At 72.9% G+C, this 16,963-nt stretch carries 21 protein-coding genes; 18 read left to right on the forward strand and 3 right to left on the reverse strand.

The genetic code is table 11. The features are described from left to right. Window positions 1-68: 68 nt before the first annotated feature. From ASF37_RS00140 to ASF37_RS00215, 16 genes are all read left to right on the forward strand, one after another. Window positions 69-896 carry an amidohydrolase family protein gene (locus tag ASF37_RS00140; protein WP_056578448.1) on the forward strand — a complete coding sequence of 276 codons (828 nt, stop codon included), beginning with the start codon at window positions 69-71 and terminating at the stop codon, window positions 894-896. A gap of 75 nt (window positions 897-971) precedes the next feature. Beyond that, on the forward strand, window positions 972-1,496 hold the full coding sequence (locus ASF37_RS00145) for an MSMEG_0572/Sll0783 family nitrogen starvation response protein (RefSeq protein WP_055968405.1): 525 nt from the start codon (window positions 972-974) through the stop codon (window positions 1,494-1,496). Window positions 1,497-1,506: 10 nt separating this feature from the next. Continuing rightward, the gene (locus tag ASF37_RS00150; protein WP_056578451.1) at window positions 1,507-2,589 is read left to right on the forward strand and encodes an MSMEG_0568 family radical SAM protein; all 1,083 of its coding nucleotides are present in this window, start codon (window positions 1,507-1,509) and stop codon (window positions 2,587-2,589) included. Between the two features lies 1 nt (window position 2,590). Further along, complete coding sequence (locus ASF37_RS00155; RefSeq protein WP_056578454.1) at window positions 2,591-3,997, forward strand: MSMEG_0567/sll0787 family protein; 1,407 nt, start codon at window positions 2,591-2,593, stop codon at window positions 3,995-3,997. Further along, a complete protein-coding gene (locus ASF37_RS00160) occupies window positions 3,994-4,848 on the forward strand; it encodes a carbon-nitrogen hydrolase family protein (protein ID WP_055968398.1) in 855 nt (284 codons plus the stop codon). The genes ASF37_RS00155 and ASF37_RS00160 overlap by 4 nt, the downstream gene beginning before the upstream one ends. Further along, window positions 4,841-5,143 (forward strand): MSMEG_0570 family nitrogen starvation response protein, encoded by a 303-nt coding sequence (locus ASF37_RS00165; RefSeq protein ID WP_055968396.1) that lies wholly within the window; start codon window positions 4,841-4,843, stop codon window positions 5,141-5,143. The genes ASF37_RS00160 and ASF37_RS00165 overlap by 8 nt, the downstream gene beginning before the upstream one ends. Then, window positions 5,140-6,393 carry an MSMEG_0569 family flavin-dependent oxidoreductase gene (locus ASF37_RS00170; RefSeq protein WP_055968394.1) on the forward strand — a complete coding sequence of 418 codons (1,254 nt, stop codon included), beginning with the start codon at window positions 5,140-5,142 and terminating at the stop codon, window positions 6,391-6,393. The genes ASF37_RS00165 and ASF37_RS00170 overlap by 4 nt, the downstream gene beginning before the upstream one ends. 1 nt (window position 6,394) lies before the next feature. Beyond that, window positions 6,395-7,240: a carbon-nitrogen hydrolase family protein gene (locus ASF37_RS00175; protein WP_055968391.1), complete on the forward strand. Its 846-nt coding sequence runs from the start codon at window positions 6,395-6,397 to the stop codon at window positions 7,238-7,240. Next, a complete protein-coding gene (locus ASF37_RS00180) occupies window positions 7,240-8,340 on the forward strand; it encodes an MSMEG_0565 family glycosyltransferase (protein ID WP_055968388.1) in 1,101 nt (366 codons plus the stop codon). The genes ASF37_RS00175 and ASF37_RS00180 overlap by 1 nt, the downstream gene beginning before the upstream one ends. Then, window positions 8,337-9,791 (forward strand): AMP-binding protein, encoded by a 1,455-nt coding sequence (locus ASF37_RS00185; RefSeq protein ID WP_082506324.1) that lies wholly within the window; start codon window positions 8,337-8,339, stop codon window positions 9,789-9,791. The genes ASF37_RS00180 and ASF37_RS00185 overlap by 4 nt, the downstream gene beginning before the upstream one ends. A 55-nt stretch (window positions 9,792-9,846) precedes the next feature. Then, window positions 9,847-11,073: an endonuclease/exonuclease/phosphatase family protein gene (locus ASF37_RS00190; RefSeq protein WP_156364796.1), complete on the forward strand. Its 1,227-nt coding sequence runs from the start codon at window positions 9,847-9,849 to the stop codon at window positions 11,071-11,073. A 51-nt stretch (window positions 11,074-11,124) separates the two neighbouring features. Then, entirely contained in the window at window positions 11,125-11,562 is a 438-nt protein-coding gene (locus tag ASF37_RS00195) for a MarR family winged helix-turn-helix transcriptional regulator (RefSeq protein ID WP_056573199.1), read from the forward strand. A gap of 4 nt (window positions 11,563-11,566) precedes the next feature. Continuing rightward, the gene (locus tag ASF37_RS00200; protein WP_055968382.1) at window positions 11,567-11,917 is read left to right on the forward strand and encodes a YnfA family protein; all 351 of its coding nucleotides are present in this window, start codon (window positions 11,567-11,569) and stop codon (window positions 11,915-11,917) included. Between the two features lie 42 nt (window positions 11,918-11,959). Next, a complete protein-coding gene (locus ASF37_RS00205) occupies window positions 11,960-12,733 on the forward strand; it encodes an inositol monophosphatase family protein (RefSeq protein ID WP_056578458.1) in 774 nt (257 codons plus the stop codon). Further along, on the forward strand, window positions 12,730-13,338 hold the full coding sequence (locus ASF37_RS00210) for a TIGR00730 family Rossman fold protein (RefSeq protein ID WP_056578461.1): 609 nt from the start codon (window positions 12,730-12,732) through the stop codon (window positions 13,336-13,338). Before ASF37_RS00205 ends, ASF37_RS00210 begins: the two co-directional genes overlap by 4 nt. Continuing rightward, window positions 13,335-13,763: an NUDIX domain-containing protein gene (locus tag ASF37_RS00215; RefSeq protein WP_255353911.1), complete on the forward strand. Its 429-nt coding sequence runs from the start codon at window positions 13,335-13,337 to the stop codon at window positions 13,761-13,763. The genes ASF37_RS00210 and ASF37_RS00215 overlap by 4 nt, the downstream gene beginning before the upstream one ends. A gap of 11 nt (window positions 13,764-13,774) precedes the next feature. On the opposite strand, the gene ASF37_RS00220 is transcribed toward ASF37_RS00215, so the two are convergent. Beyond that, complete coding sequence (locus tag ASF37_RS00220) at window positions 13,775-14,143, reverse strand: RNA-binding S4 domain-containing protein (protein WP_055968376.1); 369 nt, start codon at window positions 14,141-14,143, stop codon at window positions 13,775-13,777. 36 nt (window positions 14,144-14,179) lie between these two features. Between ASF37_RS00220 and ASF37_RS00225 the strand changes: the two genes are divergently transcribed. Together ASF37_RS00225 and ASF37_RS00230 are read left to right on the forward strand one after the other, a co-directional pair. Continuing rightward, on the forward strand, window positions 14,180-14,452 hold the full coding sequence (locus ASF37_RS00225) for an RNA-binding S4 domain-containing protein (RefSeq protein WP_055968374.1): 273 nt from the start codon (window positions 14,180-14,182) through the stop codon (window positions 14,450-14,452). Further along, on the forward strand, window positions 14,449-15,261 hold the full coding sequence (locus tag ASF37_RS00230) for a spermidine synthase (RefSeq protein ID WP_200914363.1): 813 nt from the start codon (window positions 14,449-14,451) through the stop codon (window positions 15,259-15,261). Before ASF37_RS00225 ends, ASF37_RS00230 begins: the two co-directional genes overlap by 4 nt. A gap of 15 nt (window positions 15,262-15,276) precedes the next feature. Here the strand turns inward: ASF37_RS00230 and ASF37_RS00235 are convergent, their stop codons facing one another. Both ASF37_RS00235 and rocD read right to left on the reverse strand, forming a co-directional pair. Further along, window positions 15,277-15,696, reverse strand: a complete 420-nt coding sequence (locus ASF37_RS00235) for a hypothetical protein (RefSeq protein WP_055968373.1) — start codon at window positions 15,694-15,696, stop codon at window positions 15,277-15,279. Between the two features lie 10 nt (window positions 15,697-15,706). Then, window positions 15,707-16,918 (reverse strand): ornithine--oxo-acid transaminase, encoded by a 1,212-nt coding sequence (rocD, locus tag ASF37_RS00240; protein ID WP_056578464.1) that lies wholly within the window; start codon window positions 16,916-16,918, stop codon window positions 15,707-15,709. Window positions 16,919-16,963: the final 45 nt, after the last annotated feature.

A 16,963-nucleotide genomic window follows, 5' to 3' on the forward strand; every position in this document is an offset into this window, starting at 1 on the left:
ATCACCGCTTATCGCGGCTTTGTTCCGGACGTGACCAGCCTGAAACGACAGCCAGGCTGACTTGAGTCATGGCCCGCTCGCAGCTCGACTCCCATCGCCACATCGGTGCGCTGCCGGCCTACCCGTTCTACGGGGGCCCGGCGATCCGCGCCGACGTCACGGCGAAGGCGACCGTCGCCGAGTTCGTCGCCACCCTCGACGCCGAGGGCACGGATCGGGCGCTCGTCCTGCCCAACTACGGCGTCCCCGTCCCCGACGCGGCCTTCGACCTCAACCCCCTCGCGATCGAGGCCGCGCAGAAGGACGACCGCATCAGCTGCGGCCTGTGGGTCTCGCCCAAGGCCTCCGACGCAGCCCGCAACGACGCCGCGCTCGCGCTGGTGGGGGAGCAGGGCGTGAAGGCGCTCAAGACGAGCTTCCTGCTCGGTGGCAGCCCGTCCGACCCCGACTGCGCCGAGCAGATAGACCGCATCTTCACCACGGCCGCCGCTCACGACCTCGTCGTCCACGTGCACACGTCGCCGGGGGCGGCGTCCGACGTCGACGAGGTCGGCACGCTCGTGGAGCGGTACGGCGACGACACCAAGATCCACCTGGTCCACCTCGGAGGGGGCATGAGCGGCCACATGAAGCTGATCGGCGGTCGTCTCTTCGACTGGATCGAGGCGGGCAAGCAGGTCTACACCGACACGTCGTGGACCATCGGCTTCGCGCCCGCCTGGCTGGTCCAGGAGATCGAGAGGCGCGGCGTCGGCCACGACCGCATCCTCTTCGCCACCGACGCACCCTGGGGCGACTTCGAGGGCGAGCACGCGCGCCTCGCCGCCGCAGCCGGTGACGGTGAGCTCGCCGACCACTTCTTCCGCCGCAACTTCGAGGCGCTCTACGGCACCTAGCCCCCAGTCCCTGGACCACACCGACGTGGCACCAGTGCACGACCGACCGCACCACCGACATCCAGGAGAAGCCGCATGACCGACATCGACGACCAGATCGCCGAGAACATCGCCAAGTCGCTCGCCGAGATCCCGCACCCCTCGCAGCCGAAGGGCACGAACCTCTACGGCTCGACGAAGCTGTTCCCCGACTACCAGGCCGAGGACGGCGAGTCGTACTTCACGCTCGTGCACGGCATCCCGCACGAGTCGTCGGTCAGCTTCGTCGCGATCCTGCAGGCCACGCGTGCCCTGCGGAAGGGCTTCGACTCCGCGATGTACTTCTACGGACCCGGCACGCTCGCCTGCATGGCCACCCGCGGCTTCCCGACGACCGGGGACGCCGGCTTCCCGGGCGAGCTCAACATGAACGCCTCGCTCGAGACGTTCATCGGGGAGGGCGGCACGGTCTACTGCTGTCGCTTCGGGCTGGCCCTGCACGGACTCCGCGAGGAGGACCTGATCGAGGGCGTCATCCCGGCGCACCCGCTCGACGTGCAGGACGCGCTGATCCACTACGCCCGCAAGGGCGCCATCATCAACTCGACGTACAACCTCTGAGGCGGCCGGGATGACCGCACCGTCCTCCGAGGAGACGCGCACCAGCACGCGGGTCGACGTCGCGATCCAGGGCATCCGCCTGCTCGACGCCCCGATCACCCGCCCCAACGGCGCGGGCCCGAGCGCCGACGGGCACGTGCTCCTCGACGGGATCGGTGCGGCCATCCCGCTCAACCCCCGCAGCCCCTACTCCGTCGACGGCGGACGTCTGCTGCTCGACGGCGCCGACACCGGGCTCGGTGTGGAGGCGGTGTCCAGGCCGGCCTTCTACGACCTGACGACCTCCGACGGCACCAGCATGGAGAAGATCGCCCGCCTCCACGCCGCGAACGTGCTCGCCACGACGGTCGTGCAGACCTGCATGCGGTACGACGAGTCGGACCGCTGCCGCTTCTGCGCGATCGAGCAGTCGCTGGAGCAGGGCACGACGATCGCGGTGAAGACGCCTCAGCAGGTCGCCGAGGTGGCGAAGGCCGCCCACGACCTGGACGGCATCACCCAGATGGTCATGACCACCGGCACCTCCCGAGGACGCGACCGAGGTGCGACCCACCTCGCCCGCTGCGTCCGGGCGGTCCGCGAGGTCCTGCCGGACCTGCCGATCCAGGTGCAGATCGAACCACCGGCCGACCTCGCGTCGATCACCCAGCTGTACGACGCGGGCGCCCGGTCCATCGGGATCCACGTCGAGTCGATGGACGACGAGGTGCGGCGGCGCTGGACCCCGGGCAAGGCCACGGTGTCGATCGACGAGTACCGCGCAGCCTGGCGCGAGGCCGTGCGCGTCTTCGGGCACAACCAGGTCTCCACCTACCTGCTCGTGGGGCTCGGCGAGGACCCCGACGAGCTCGTCGCCGCGGCGCAGGAGCTCATCGACATGGGTGTCTACCCCTTCGTCGTCCCGTTCCGTCCGCTCGCGGGCACGCTCGCCACCGACGTCGACCACGCCCCGGCACCGGCCGCGTCGAAGGTCGGCTCGGTGACGATCCGCGTGGCGGCGGCGCTGCGTCGTTCCGGGATGGCCGGGTCCGACCAGGCCGCAGGCTGCGCCGCGTGCGGCGCGTGCTCCGCCCTCAGCTGCGAGGGGGCCTGACATGACCGTCGACAACGGGATCCTCACCGGCATCCGCCGTGTCCCCGTGGCGGCCACGGAGGCCTTCATCGTGGTCGAGGCCGGCCCGCCGGAGATCGACGCGTACCGACGGCTGCGACGCGAGGTGTTCGTCCGCGAGCAGGGACTGTTCGAGGGCCACGACCGCGACGACGCCGACGACGACCCCCGCACCGTCGTCCTCGTCGCCCGCACGACGGACGGCGAGGTGCTCGGGGGCGTGCGCGTGCACCCGGCGCCGCACCCGTCGACCGCCGGCCGCGACATCGGCTGGTGGCGCGGGAGCCGCCTCGCCGTCCTGCCGGCGGCGCGTCACGGCGTCGGCGTCGGTGCCGCACTGGTGCGGGCCGCCTGTGCCCGCGCCGAGTCGTCGGGCGCCCTGCGCTTCGACGCACAGGTCCAGGCCCGGCACGCAGCGCTGTTCACCCGGCTCGGGTGGGAGGCCCGCGGCGACGTCGACCTGCTGGGGCAGCCGCACGTCCTCGTCGACTGGCCCATCGGTCGGGTCCAGAGGCTCGCGACCGCCACGAAGGCGCCGCTCGGTGCCCTCCTGGCCGGGCTCGACGGGCCGGCCGGGTTCCGCGGGGACGACGGCGTCCCCGTGCCGGGCTCGGACCTGGTCGCCGCGTGCGACGCGATCCTGCCCTCGATGGTCGAGCGCGACCCCGAGTGGGCCGGCTGGTGTGCGGCGCTGGTCAACCTCAACGACCTGACGGCGATGGGCGCCGCACCGGTCGGTCTGCTCGACGCCGTGGGCGCCCGGGACGCCTCGTTCGCGCAACGCATCGTGGCCGGGCTCCGCTCCGCGGTCCAGGCGTGGGAGGTGCCCGTGCTCGGGGGCCACACCCAGCTTGGGGTGCCGGCCGCCCTGTCGGTCACCGCCCTCGGACGCACGTCGCGCCCGGTGCCCGGCGGGGGAGCGAGCCCCGGCGAGGCGCTGCGACTGACGGCCGACCTCGGCGGAGGCTGGCGACCTGGCTACACGGGAGCCCAGTGGGACTCCTCGTCGCACCGCACCGGCGAGCAGCTGCGAGCCCTGGGTGGCGTCGTCGGCTCCCTCGCGCCGACTGCGGCGAAGGACGTCAGCATGTCCGGCCTCGTCGGCAGCACGGGCATGCTCGCCGAGGCCAGCGGTGTCCGCGCCCTGGTCGACGTCGAGCGCGTGCCGACACCGCGGGGCGCCACGCACGGGGACTGGTTCACCTGCTTCCCCGGCTTCGCGATGGTCACCACGGATCGACCGACGGCGGACGCGGGCGACCTGCCCGGGTTCGTCACCTCAGAGGTCTGCGGCGAGATCACCGCCGGGGCCGGGGTCGGGCTGCGCTGGCCCGACGGAGTGGTGACGGAGGCCGTCCGCGGTCCCGTCACCGGAATGGGAGCAGCATGACCACCTTCGCAGCCGTCTCGGAGAACTTCGGGCGCGACGTCGACCAGAACCTCAGGCGCATCGCCGAGCTCGCAGCGTCCGCCCGCGGACGCGGGGTCGACCTGCTCGCCCTGCCGGAGGCCTGCCTCGGCGGCTACCTGTCCGTGCTCGGCCGGGGCCGGGACGGCAGCCACGACGAGCAGCCCGAGTCGCTGCCGCCCGTCATGGACGTGGAGGGTCCCGAGCTGCGTCGTGTCGCCGAGATCGCCGGCGACATGACCCTCGTCGTCGGCCTCTGCGAGTCCGACGGGGCCACCCGGTACAACAGTGCGGCGATCGTCACGGGGGACGGGGTGCTCGGCGTGCACCGCAAGGTGCACCAACCCCTCGGCGAGGGCTCCTTCTACGCGGCGGGCGAGACCTTCGAGGCGTTCTCGACGCCGGTCGGCCGCCTCGGCGCCCTGATCTGCTACGACAAGGCCTTCCCCGAGGCGGCGCGCGCCCTGGCCCTCGACGGGGCGGAGGTCGTGGCCTGCATCTCCGCCTGGCCGGCCTCCCGGACGGCGACGGCGGACGACCTCGCCGACGATCGCTGGACGCACCGCTTCAACCTGTTCGACAGCGCGCGGGCCCTGGAGAACCAGATCGTGTGGGTGGCCTCGAACCAGGTCGGCACCTTCGGCTCGCTGCGGTTCGTCGGGAGCGCGAAGATCGTCGGTCCCGGCGGCGACGTCCGAGCGACGACGGGGACGGACGGCGGCACGGCCGTCGCGAGTCTCGACGTCCGTGCCGAGCTCGAGGGTGCACGACGGGCCATGTTCCACCTCGGTGACCGCCGTCCGGAGACCTACCGGGAGCCCGTCCATGCCTGAGATGACGTTCTCGGTGCGCTGGCCCGACGGACGGATCGAGCCGTGCTACTCGCCCTCGCTCGTGGTGCACGACCACCTCGAGGTCGGCCGGACCTACGCCGTCGAGGAGTTCGTCCGACGTTCCTCCGAGGCGCTCTCGGTCGCGAGCGAGCGGGTCCGGGCGCGGTACGGCTTCGCCTGCAGCGCGTCCGACGCCTCGCGCGAGCGCATCGAGAACGCCGCGTCGGCGTTCGCCCCCGACGCGAGCGTCGAGGTCGTCGCGATGCACCCGCCCCTGCCAGGAGGACCCGCATGACCATCCCCGTCGCGATCGTCGGAGCCGGGCAGGCCGGGCTCTCCGTCAGCCACCACCTCATGGCGCGGGGCGTCGAGCACGTGCTCCTCGAGGCCGGCACGCCCGCCCACGAGTGGGCGGACAGCCGGTGGGACAACTTCACCCTGGTGACCCCCAACTGGCACTGCCGTCTCCCGGGCTACGCGTACGACGGGCCCGACCCGGACGGGTTCATGACCCGCGACGAGGTCGTCGCCTGGCTGGACGGGTACGTGCGCTCGTTCGACCCACCCGTCCGGGACCACACCCGCGTCGTGGAGGTCCGGGAGCGGGAAGGGGGCGGGTTCGTCCTCGACCTCGAGACCCCCGACGGCCCGGAGTCGATGGAGGCGCAGGACGTCGTCGTGGCCACCGGCGGCTACCACCGTCCGATCGAGCCGGCGTTCGCCCGGGCCATCGACCCGTCCATCGTCCAGCTGCACTCGCAGGAGTACATGCGGGCCGACCAGCTGCCGGCCGGTGCCGTGCTGGTGGTGGGGACCGGCCAGTCCGGTGCACAGATCGCCGAGGACCTCCACCTCGAGGGCCGCCAGGTCCACCTCGCACTCGGCAACGCACCCCGGGTGGCACGGACCTACCGCGGTCGCGACTGCATGACCTGGCTCGCCGACATGGGGCTCTACGACACGGCCGTGCAGCAGTACCCGGGCGGGCTCGCCGCGCGCGAGAAGACCAACCACTACGTCACCGGACGCGACGGCGGGCGGGACATCGACCTGCGCGTCTTCGCACGCGAGGGCATGCGTCTCTACGGTGCCGTCGTCGACGCCCGTGGCACCTCCCTCGACGTCGCGCCGACCCTGACGGCCTCGCTCGACGCGGCCGACGCCGTGTACACCTCCATCCAGCGGGACATCGATCGCTACATCGAGCGCGAGGGCATCGACGCCCCCGTCGAGGATCCGTACGCGCCTCCCTGGGCGCCCGCCGAGGACCCGACGTCCCTGGACCTCGCCGCCGAGGGGATCACGTCCGTCGTGTGGGCCATCGGCTACCGGCCCGACTACCGCTGGCTCCGCGTCGGGGTGTTCGACGGCACGGGACGACCCACCCACACGCGGGGCGTGACGTCGGTGCCCGGCCTGCACTTCGTCGGCCTCCCGTGGATGCACACCTGGGGGTCCGGGCGCTTCCTCGGCGTCGCGGCCGACGCCGGTCACGTGGCTGACTGCATCACGGGTGCCCTCCGCCCGGTGGTGCAGGAGGCCTGACGTGCGGATCGGCGCGGTCGCCGCCCACTTCGGGCGCGACCTCGACCGGGGCCTCGAGAAGATGCAGCGGATCGTCGACGACGCCCGGACGAGCGGCGTGGAGCTGCTCGTGTTCCCCGACGCCACCCTGGGTGGCTACCTCACCGACCTGCGGCACCCGTCCGCCGACGCGATGCCGCCCGCCCTGCGCGAGGACGCCTGGCAGATCGCCCGCGTCGTGGAGATGGCGGGCGACATGGTGGTCTGCTTCGGCTACACCGAGGAGACGACGCGGGGCGAGGAGGTCGTCCACCACAACGCGGCGCTCTGCGTGACCGGCGACGGGGTGCTCGGACGTCACCGCAAGGTGCACCAGCCCGCGGGCGAGGCGCTGGCCTACCGGGCGGGGGAGCGGTTCGGTGCGTTCGACACCCCGGTCGGCCGGCTCGGCATGGTGATCGACTACGACAAGACGTTCCCCGAGTCGGCCCGGTCGCTCGCCCTCGACGGCGCCGACGTCGTCGCCTGCCTCTCGGCCTGGCCGGCGAGCATCACGGACCGCGCGTCCCGTCTGCCTCAGGACCGCCAGTCACGGTTGTTCGACCTGTACGACAGCGCGCGGGCCGCCGAGAACCAGGTCGTGTGGGTGTCCTCGAACCAGACGGGGGTCATGGGCGGCCTGCGGTTCCTCGGCCAGGCCAAGGTCGTCGGCCCGGGCGGGGACGTGCTCGCCCGCACCTGGTCGAAGGGTGCCCTGGCGGTCGCCGAGGTCGACGTCCAGCACGAGATCGCCCGGTCACGCCGGATCCTCCACCACCTCGAGGAGCTGACGCCGAGCAGCTACGTCACCGATCGTCGGGGACGCTGATGCGCGTCGCTCTGCTCACCTACTCGACCAAGCCCCGCGGCGGCGTGGTGCACACCCTCGCCCTGGCCGAGGCGCTGGCCCGCCAGGGCTGCGACGTCGACGTCTGGACCTTGGCGCGCGGAGGTGACCGGACCTTCTTCCGATCCGTCGACCCGGCCGTCGGCGTCCACGCGGTGCCGTTCCCGGAGGTGCCGGCGGAGGGCGTCGGGGCCCGCATCGTCCGCTCGATCGACACGCTGGCCGCCGCGCTCGCCGACGTCTCCTACGACGTGGTCCACGCCCAGGACTGCATCAGCGCCAACGCCGTGCTGGCCGCCGGGCTGCCCTGCCTGCGCACGATCCACCACCTCGACACCTTCACCACCCCCGAGCTGGTGGCCTGCCACGACCGCGCCGTCGTCGAGCCGAGCGGGCACGTCTGCGTGTCGGAGACGGTGGCGATGGAGGTCGCGGCGCAGTTCGGCGTGCGACCGGTGGTCATCCCCAACGGCGTCGACGCCGCGCGCTTCGCTCGCGCGGCCGGGCCGGACGCCGCCGCCTCTCGAGGTCGGTGGCAGGAGGAGCTCGGACCGTACGTGCTCGCGCTCGGCGGCATCGAGCCCCGCAAGGGCAGCATCGACCTGCTGGAGGCCTTCGCGCTCATCCGCCGCCGACGCCCCGAGATGCGCCTGGTGTTCGCGGGCGGCGAGACGTTGTTCGACTACCGCGACTACCGCGCCGCGTTCGACCGGCGGGCGTCCGAGCTCCACCTGCAGCCCGCCCTGCTCGGCGTGGTCGACGACGACGAGCTCCCGTCCCTGGTGGCCGCGGCGTCGGCCATGGCGTTCGTGTCGACCAAGGAGGGCTTCGGTCTCGCCGCGATGGAGGCGCTGGCCGCCGGGGTGCCGGTCGTCGCCCGCGACCTGCCGGTGCTCCGCGAGGTCTTCGGTGACGCCGTCGTCTTCGCCTCGGACCTGATGAGCATCGCGGGATCGCTCGCAGACGTGCTCGAGAACCCGCCCGACCCGGAGGCCGGTCGGGTCCTGGCGCGCTCGTCGTCGTGGGAGGCGGCCGCGTCCGCCCATCTCGACCTCTACGCGCGACACGCAGGGCGGGCATGACGGTCAGCATCGGTCGCGCCCTCGACGTGCTGGCCCAGGAGGCACCCGACGCCGTGGCCGTCCGGCACGGCGACGTCACCATGACCCGACGCGAGCTGGACCTCGACACCACGCGCCTGGCGCGCCGGTGGTCCGACCGGGTGGGCCAGGACGACCTGGTCACCGTCGCGCTGCCGAACGGCCTCGACTTCGTGCGGGCCTGCTTCGCCGCCTGGAAGCTCGGTGCGACCCCACAGCCGTTGTCGACCACGATCGGGGCGGAGGAGCGTGACCGCGTCCTCGAGCTGGCCCGGCCGGCACTCGTGGTCGACCAGCCGATCGGCGTCGTGGACGGCGACGACGCCCCCGTGCCGGACCGGGTCGCGGCGTCGTGGAAGGCCCCGGTCTCGAGCGGGAGCACCGGTCGTCCGAAGCTCGTGCGCGCCGCCGCAGCGGGCACCGTCGACCCGCACGGGCCGGTCGCCGAGTTCGTCCCGCGCGACGCCGTGCAGCTGGTCGCCGGCCCGCTGACCCACGCCGCCCCGTTCGTCTACGCGATGCGGGGCCTGATGACGGGTCACGAGGTGGTGCTGATGTCGGGCTTCGACCCCGACGCGTGGCTCTCCCTCGTCGCCGAGCACCGGGTGACCTGGGGGATGCTCGTCCCGACGATGATGCACCGCATCCACCGACTGGGTCAGGACCGTCTCGACGCCGCCGACGTCTCGTCGCTGGACTCGGTGCTGCACCTCGGGGCGCGGTGTGCGCCCTGGCTCAAGCGCGCTTGGATCGACTGGCTGGGGCCCGACCGGGTCGTCGAGGTCTACGCCGGGACCGAGTCCCAGGGGATCGCGACGATCTCGGGACGGGAGTGGCTCGACCACCCGGGGTCGGTCGGTCGGGGCTGCGGCGGCTCCCGGTTCCGCGTGGTCCGGCCGGACGGGTCGGACTGCGACCCCGGCGAGGTCGGCGAGATCGTCATGCGTCGGGACGCGCCCACGTACGAGTACGTCGGCGCCCGACCGCAGGTGCGCGACGGCTGGCACACCCTGCGCGACAGCGGCCACCTCGACGCCGACGGGTACCTCTACGTCGGCGACCGCCTGGACGACGTCATCGTGACGGCCGGGGGACCGGTGCAGCCCGCCGACGTCGAGCAAGTGCTCGATGCCCACCCGGACGTGGCTGGATCCGTGGTCGTCGGACGTCCCGACGAGGAGCGCGGCGAGGTGGTGCATGCCGTCGTGCAGACCACCGCGAGCGTCGCGGAGCTGACCAGGTGGGTCGCCGGTCGGCTCGACCGGGAGAAGCGCCCACGCTCATGGGAGGTTGTCACGGAGTCGCTCCGGTCCGACACCGGGAAGGTGCGGCGGCGCGACTGGCGGGAGCGGTACGTCACCGCGGGGGCGCAGCGGGGCGACCGTCGCGGCGAAAGTGACGAAAGTCCTGCAGCGCCCGGGACCTTCGCCTAGGCTCGCACCGACGTCGTGCCGGGAGGCACTGGGAGAGGCGTCACGGGAGATCATCGTGTGGAGTCGTGTCAGCGCTGCCGTCGTGGGAGCCGTGCTCGTGGTGGGACTGCTCGGCGTGCCCGCGGAGGCGGCCGCCAAGCCGTCGAAGGTCGGGCTCATCACCTTCACGGGTGCGAGCCTCAGCGGGACCAAGGCGTCGCTCTCGCTGCGCTGGCCCGCGGCCCGCAACGCCAGGTCGTACGAGCTGTTCATCTCGCCGTCCTACAGCGGCGTGCTGAAGGCCAAGGTCTACAAGCGCACCAGCAAGACGTCGATCACCCTCGCGGGACTGAAGCGGGGCGCGACGTACTTCATCACCGTCCGCGGCGTGAACGGCTCGACGAAGGGCGCCCGCGCCTCGCGGGTGGGACGGACGACGATCGTCTCGCAGGGATCCGGCGCCCACGCGCCTCGGAGCGTGACGACGTGGAACCTGTGCACGGAGAAGTCGGGCTGTGTCTCCGGAGGCGGAGCGTGGTCGCGTCGCCAGGCGGCCTTCCAGGCCTTCGTGAAGGCCCGCAAGCCCTCCGTGCTCGCCCTCCAGGAGTCCAAGGTGCTCGCCTCCGGACGTCCGACCGCCGTGCCCGACTACACCCGCGCGGCCTACTACTCCAGCAAGTCCTTGTTCCTGGACTCCTCCGTCTACGGCGTGGTGACCAAGGGCGACACCACCCGCGACGAGATCGATGGCACCCTGCGCGAGTGCCGCGAGGCCGACGACGGACGGTACGGCTGCTTCTCGCTCGGTGGAGGCAAGTACGCGGTGTGGGCCGAGGTCGAGGACCTGGCCACGGGCCAGCACGTGATCTACGTGAGCGTGCACCTCACGAGCGGCAAGAGCGACGCGGCAGCGAGGACGCGCCGGACCGAGGTGACCAGGCTGGTCGACGCTGTCGCGAAGGCCAATCCCGACGGTCTGCCCGTCGTGCTGGCGGGTGACTGGAACAGCCACCGCAACCGGTCGAACGACTGGCAGGCCTCGGTGCTCCGCGCAGCGGGGTATCGCGACGCCTTCGACCTCGCCCGCAGCGTGGGCCGTCAGCACCACAACAGCTACAACGACTGGGAGACCTCCCCGACCACGTCGGTGACCTGGGGCGACCACGTCGACAAGGTGTGGGTCGTGCCCGGTCGGTCGGTCGTGAGCCGCTGGGAGAACGCGGCGCCGATGGCGGGGACCCGCTACGCCGCGCCGCTGGTCTCCGACCACAACCCGGTGCTGGTGCGCGTCTCGCTCGACTGACGGAGCGCGCGCACGGCCCATATTGCATCGTCCGCGATGTAATCTGGCCCGATGACCGATCCCACGGTGTCCGACCTGCTCTGCTTCGACCTGTACTCCACCTCGCGCCAGATGACGGCCGCGTACCGGCCCATCCTGGACGAGCACCACCTGACGTACCCCCAGTACCTGGTCCTGCTGGCGCTGTGGGAGCGGGACGGACAGAGCGTCAAGGACCTGGCGGCGCGTCTGCACCTCGACTACGGCACGCTGTCGCCGCTGGTGAAGCGGTTGGAGGCGCACGGACGCGTGGTGCGCGCGCGCAACCCCGCCGACGAGCGGTCCACCCTCGTGACCCTCACCGAGGAGGGCGCCGCGCTGAGGCCCCTCGCTGCGCGCATCTACGCCCACGGCGCCGAGATCCTCGACATGAGCGAGGCCGACCTCGTGACGCTGCGGCGGCTCGTCGGCACCGTGCGGGAGCGCCTGAGCGCGGCCGCGGGAGCCTGAGCGCATGGAGCCCGAGCGCCTCGACCTCGTCCGGTCCGTCGTCCTCTTCGTCCTGGCGGCCGTCGCCGAGATCGGCGGTGCATGGCTGGTGTGGCAGGGCGTCCGCGAGAACCGCGGCCTGCTGTGGATCGGTGCCGGCTTCGTCGCGCTGGGGATCTACGGCCTGGTGGCGACCCTGCAGCCCGATGCGAACTTCGGCCGGATCCTCGCCGCGTACGGCGGCGTGTTCGTGGCCGGCTCGCTGCTGTGGGGCATGCTCGTCGACGGCTTCCGGCCCGACCGCTGGGACGTGCTCGGTGCCACGGTCTGTCTCGTGGGGGTCGCGGTGATCATGTACGCACCCCGCGAAGCCTGACCCGCGCCGCGTCCGGGCGGCGTCGGACGGCAGGATGGTCGCGTGAGTGAACTCGCCGCCGATGCAGACCTCGCTGTCAGGCTCGTCACGGAGGCCGCCGCGCTGGCCGCCCGGATGCGGGCGGGCTCCGACCTCGACGTGCGCAGCAAGACCTCCGTCTCCGACGTGGTCACGGCGGCCGACCACGCCGCCGAGGCGCTCGTCGTCGAGGCGCTGCGGGCGGAGCGGCCGGACGACGGGCTGCTGGGCGAGGAGGGCACGGACGAGACCGGTTCGTCCGGCCGCCGCTGGGTGATCGATCCCGTGGACGGCACCTACAACTTCGCCAGTGGCTCGGACTACTGGTGCTCCGCCGTCGCCCTCGTCGACGGCGACGAGCTGCTCCTCGGAGCGGTGGCCCACGCGCGGGACGGGGTGCTCGTCGGAGGTCCCGGGACGCCCACCACCTGGAACGGTCGCGAGGTCGGACCCATGGCCGACGACGAGATCCGCCTGGTCGGCGCGGCCACCTACCTGCACCCGGGCAACGTGGGCGACGCGCACGTGCGCGACCCGTTCCTGCGTGCCGCGGCGCTCCCGGCCACCCTGCGCATGCACGGCTCGGGGTCGATGGACCTCGTCGGCGTGGTGACCGGACGACTCGGTGCCTGGTTCCAGCACAGCACCCCCGCGTGGGACTGGCTGCCCGGTGCCGCGCTCGTCAGGGGTGCTGGTGGCGTGGCGGAGCAGGTGGCGGTCGACGGGCTCACCTGGTCGGTGGCCGGTGGGCGCCGGAGCGTGACCGCCCTCCGAGGCGCGCTGGAGGCGGCGCCGTGACGGCCGGGGCCCGTGCGGAGCGAGCCGTCGCGGTGTTCTGCGGATCCAGCCTCGGGTCCGACGCGGCGTACGGCGACGCGGCCGCCCAGGTGGGCCGCACGCTCGCCGAGCGCGGCGTCACGGTGGTCTACGGCGGTGGCCGGGTGGGACTCATGGGGGCCGTGGCCGACGCCGCGCTGTCCGCCGGTGGCCGGGTGGTCGGCGTCATCCCGCAGTCGCTGCACGCGCGAGAGCTCGCGCACACGGGCGTCACCGAGCTGCACGTGGTCGAGACGATGCACGAGCGCAAGCTGCGGATGTCCGAGCTGGCCGACGCGTTCCTCGCCCTCCCCGGCGGCGCCGGCACGCTCGAGGAGATCGCCGAGCAGTGGACGTGGGCCCAGCTCACCATCCACGCGAAGCGGTGCGGCTTCCTCGACGTCAACGGCTTCTGGTCCCCGATCCGCCTGATGCTCGACCGGATGGTCGCCGAGGGCTTCGTCCGCCCGGAGCAGCAGGACATCGTCACGGTCGACGACGACCTGGAGCGCCTGCTCGCCCGCCTCGCCGAGCCGCCGGGCTGGACCGACAAGTGGGGCGGCGCGCTGCCGACCCCGACGCCGTGAGCGACCTGTCTCCGTCACCGCCCGACCGACCCGTCATCGAGGTCGTCGCGGCGCTGGTGAGCGGTCCGGACGGCCGTACCCTGCTCGTGCGCAAGCGCGGCACGGGTCTGTTCATGAACCCGGGCGGCAAGCCCGAGCCGGGTGAGGCGCACGTGGCGGCACTGCGCCGCGAGCTGGCCGAGGAGCTGGGCCTCGACGTGGCCGCCGACGCGCTCGATCCCCTCGCCACGATCCGCACCGTGGCGGCCAACGAGCCCGGTCACGACCTCCTCGCGCACTGCTTCACGCTGCGTCTGGACGATCCTCGGCACGCTGCGGCCGCAGAGATCGAGGAGGCGCGGTGGGTCGACCCCGCCGACCCGGACGTCGCGCTCGCTCCCTTGGCCTCGGACCACCTCCTGCCGTGGCTGGTCCGGGGGCTCTGAGCCGGTCGGTCTCACCGGCCCCGGAAGCGGTCCATCTCGCGGCGTTCACGCTTGGTCGGGCGACCGGCCCCTCGCTCACGTCGGGGCATCACGAGGCGTTCCTCGCGGGGCGGAGGGGGAGGCGAGTGATCGGTGTAGCACTCGACGGCGACGGCCGCACCGACCCGCTTGAGCAGCACCCTGCGGACCACGACGACACGGGGACCGCCGGGCGTGGTGGCCTCGACGCGGTCACCGACGTGCACGGCCTGCGACGGCTTGGCGCGCTTGCCGTTGACGTGCACCTGGCCGCCCTTGCACGCGGTCGTGGCGGCCGACCGCGAGCCGAACAGCCGCACCGACCACACCCACACGTCGGCGCGCACGCTCGTCGGCTCCACCCGTCCAGCGTAGATCCCGGGATCTAGGCTGGAGCCATGACACGACCCGACGAGGCGGAGACCATCGAGATCACCGGCGAGATGATCCGGCTCGGGCAGCTGCTGAAGTTCGCCGACGTCGCCGAGTCGGGGGCCCAGGCCGGTGAGCTGGTCGCCTCGGGCGACGTGCGCGTCGACGGCGAGGTCGAGACCCGGCGCGGACGTCAGCTGCACGCCGGTTCGGTGGTGACGATCGCGACCCCGCAGGGTGCGCGGGTGCTGCGTGTCGAGACGGGCTCCGGCGACGGCGACGTCGACGTGCCCTGGTGAGCCGCACCGTGGAGGTCGTCGCCGACCGGGACCGGCCCGGCGCCGCCACCGTGCGCGTCGACGGCACGGAGCAGTCGTACGTCGACCTGGACGATCCCACCCGCCTGGAGTTCGACTACGTGCGTCGCATGGCCGACGTCGTCGACACCTCGTGGCCGGCCGGCGAGCAGGTGCGCTCGCTGCACGTCGGGGGAGCGGGCATGACGCTCGCGCGGTACGTGGCCGTCACCCGCCCCCGCTCGCGCCAGCTGGTGCTCGAGCCCGACGCCGCCCTCACCGAGCTGGTGCGCCGCGAGCTGCCGCTGCCCGAGCGCAGCGGCATCCGCGTGCGGCCGCAGGACGGTCGCGCCGGCGTGGCCAGCCTGCGCGACGAGGCCTACGACCTGGTGGTGGTCGACGCCTTCGACGGCGCCCGCGTGCCGGCCGACCTGGTGACCCGCGAGTGGTACGCCGACGTCGCGCGCGTGGCGGGCTCCAGCGGGATCGTCCTGCTGAACCTCGCCGACCGGGCTCCGTTCGGCTTCGTGCGCAACGCGCTGCGGGCGATCGAGACATCGCTCCCGCACCTGCTCGTGAGCGCCGAGCCGGCCACCTTGAAGGGACGACGCCACGGCAACGTGCTGGTGGTCGCGTCCCGGTGCCCGGTCGATCCGGGCCCGCTCTCGCGTCGTGCGGCCAGCTCGCCGTTCCCCTACCGGGTCCTCGACACCGCGCAGGTCCGGGACAGGCTCGCCGGGGGAGAGGCCTTCACCGACGAGCGCACCGAGCCCTCACCCGCACCGCCCGGCGGGGCGACGTTCTTCTCCTGAGGCCCCGAGGAGTGCTCAGACGAGCCGCTCGCGCCACGCGGCGGGATCGCCCACCTGGAAGGCGGCGGCGTCGCCGAGCCCTTCGCGCTCCCACGTGACCACCAGCAGGTCCTGGCCGGACGAGCGGCCCATGAACGTCCGTGAGACGGACGCGGACGTGACGGTGTCCCGCGGGACCACCACGTCGCGGCCGGCCACGAGGGTGACGAACGCCAGGTGCTCGGGCCCGAGCAGCAGCGAGCCGATGCCACGGACCTGGGTCTGACGGTCCGACGCCACGGCGAAGAGGACGGCCTGCTCCGTGTGCTCGGGGCGGAGCTCGGCCACCCGACGCCGGTGCTGGCGGCGCAGACGCACCACGCGGACGACGGCCGCCGCGACCAGCAGCAGGACGAGACCCGCCACCAGGCCGAGCACCGTCAGCAGGACGTCCATGCCGGTCCGCTCAGGCCTTGAGCGCGCGCTCGAGCGCGTCGACCGCGTGGTCGATCTCGTCGCGCGTGATGACCAGCGGGGGAGCGATGCGCAGGGTCCGCTCGTGCGTCTCCTTGCACAGCACGCCCTCGTCGCGCAGCGCCATGGACACCTCGCGTCCGGTCTTGGCCATCGGGTCGATGTCGACGCCCGCCCAGAGTCCGCGGCCCCGGACCTCGGCGACGCCCTGGCCGACGAGGGCCTGCAGGCGGTCGTGCAGATGGCGACCGAGGTCGGCGGAACGCTCCTGGAACTCCCCGGACGCCAGCAGCTGCACGACGGCGCGCCCGACGGCACAGGCCACCGGGTAGCCGCCGAAGGTCGAGCCGTGCTGGCCGGGCTTGAGCACTCCCAGGACGTCGGCGCGGCCGACCACGGCCGAGACCGGGATGATCCCTCCGCCGAGCGCCTTGCCGAGCGTGTAGAGGTCGGCGCGGACGTCCTCGTGGTCCAGCGCGAACAGGCGTCCGGTGCGGGCCAGGCCCGACTGGATCTCGTCGGCGATCAGCAGCACCTGGTTCTCGGTGCACGCCTCGCGGACGTCGGCCCAGAATCCCTCGGGCGGGACCACGACGCCGGCCTCGCCCTGGATCGGCTCCATGAGCACGGCCGCCGTGTTCGGGCCGATCGCGTCGCGCACCGCCTGGGCGTCGCCGTAGGGCACCGTGACGAAGCCGGGGGTGAAGGGACCGTAGTTGTCGTGCGCGGCCGGGTCGTCGGAGAACGAGACGATCGTGGTGGTGCGACCGTGGAAGTTGTTCGTGGCCACGATGATCTCGGCGGCGTCGAAGGCCACTCCCTTGACCTCGTACGCCCACTTGCGGGCCACCTTGATGGCCGACTCCACCGCTTCGGCGCCCGTGTTCATGGTGAGCACCATCTCGGTGCCGGTGAGCTCGGCGAGCTCGCGGCAGAACGCCCCGAACTGGTCGTTGTGGAAGGCCCGCGAGGTGAGCGTGAGCCGGTCGATCTGCTCGTGCGCGGCCCGGACGAGGTCGGGGTGGCGGTGACCGAAGTTGAGAGCCGAGTAGCCGGAGAGGAAGTCGAGGTAGCGCGTGCCCTCGACGTCGGTGACCCAGGCGCCCTCGGCCTCGGCGATCACGACGGGCAGCGGGTGGTAGTTGTGCGCCCCCCACTGGTCGTCGAGCGCGATGATCCCTGCGGTGGTCTGCGTGTCGGACATGGCCACCACGGTAACGGCCGCCGCCAGGTCGCCGATGCCCCTGGC

Source organism: Aeromicrobium sp. Leaf289 (assembly GCF_001423335.1).
Taxonomy (GTDB): Bacteria; Actinomycetota; Actinomycetes; order Propionibacteriales; family Nocardioidaceae; genus Aeromicrobium.

Bases quoted from the DNA above. Each gene is read 5' to 3' on its own strand.
- ASF37_RS00140 (WP_056578448.1), top strand. From the start codon at position 69: ATGGCCCGCTCGCAGCTCGACTCCCATCGCCACATCGGTGCGCTGCCG.
- ASF37_RS00145 (WP_055968405.1), top strand. From the start codon at position 972: ATGACCGACATCGACGACCAGATCGCCGAGAACATCGCCAAGTCGCTC.
- ASF37_RS00150 (WP_056578451.1), top strand. From the start codon at position 1,507: ATGACCGCACCGTCCTCCGAGGAGACGCGCACCAGCACGCGGGTCGAC.
- ASF37_RS00155 (WP_056578454.1), top strand. From the start codon at position 2,591: ATGACCGTCGACAACGGGATCCTCACCGGCATCCGCCGTGTCCCCGTG.
- ASF37_RS00160 (WP_055968398.1), top strand. From the start codon at position 3,994: ATGACCACCTTCGCAGCCGTCTCGGAGAACTTCGGGCGCGACGTCGAC.
- ASF37_RS00165 (WP_055968396.1), top strand. From the start codon at position 4,841: ATGCCTGAGATGACGTTCTCGGTGCGCTGGCCCGACGGACGGATCGAG.
- ASF37_RS00170 (WP_055968394.1), top strand. From the start codon at position 5,140: ATGACCATCCCCGTCGCGATCGTCGGAGCCGGGCAGGCCGGGCTCTCC.
- ASF37_RS00180 (WP_055968388.1), top strand. From the start codon at position 7,240: ATGCGCGTCGCTCTGCTCACCTACTCGACCAAGCCCCGCGGCGGCGTG.
- ASF37_RS00185 (WP_082506324.1), top strand. From the start codon at position 8,337: ATGACGGTCAGCATCGGTCGCGCCCTCGACGTGCTGGCCCAGGAGGCA.
- ASF37_RS00195 (WP_056573199.1), top strand. From the start codon at position 11,125: ATGACCGATCCCACGGTGTCCGACCTGCTCTGCTTCGACCTGTACTCC.
- ASF37_RS00200 (WP_055968382.1), top strand. From the start codon at position 11,567: ATGGAGCCCGAGCGCCTCGACCTCGTCCGGTCCGTCGTCCTCTTCGTC.
- ASF37_RS00225 (WP_055968374.1), top strand. From the start codon at position 14,180: ATGACACGACCCGACGAGGCGGAGACCATCGAGATCACCGGCGAGATG.
- ASF37_RS00235 (WP_055968373.1), bottom strand. From the start codon at position 15,696: ATGGACGTCCTGCTGACGGTGCTCGGCCTGGTGGCGGGTCTCGTCCTG.
- rocD (WP_056578464.1), bottom strand. From the start codon at position 16,918: ATGTCCGACACGCAGACCACCGCAGGGATCATCGCGCTCGACGACCAG.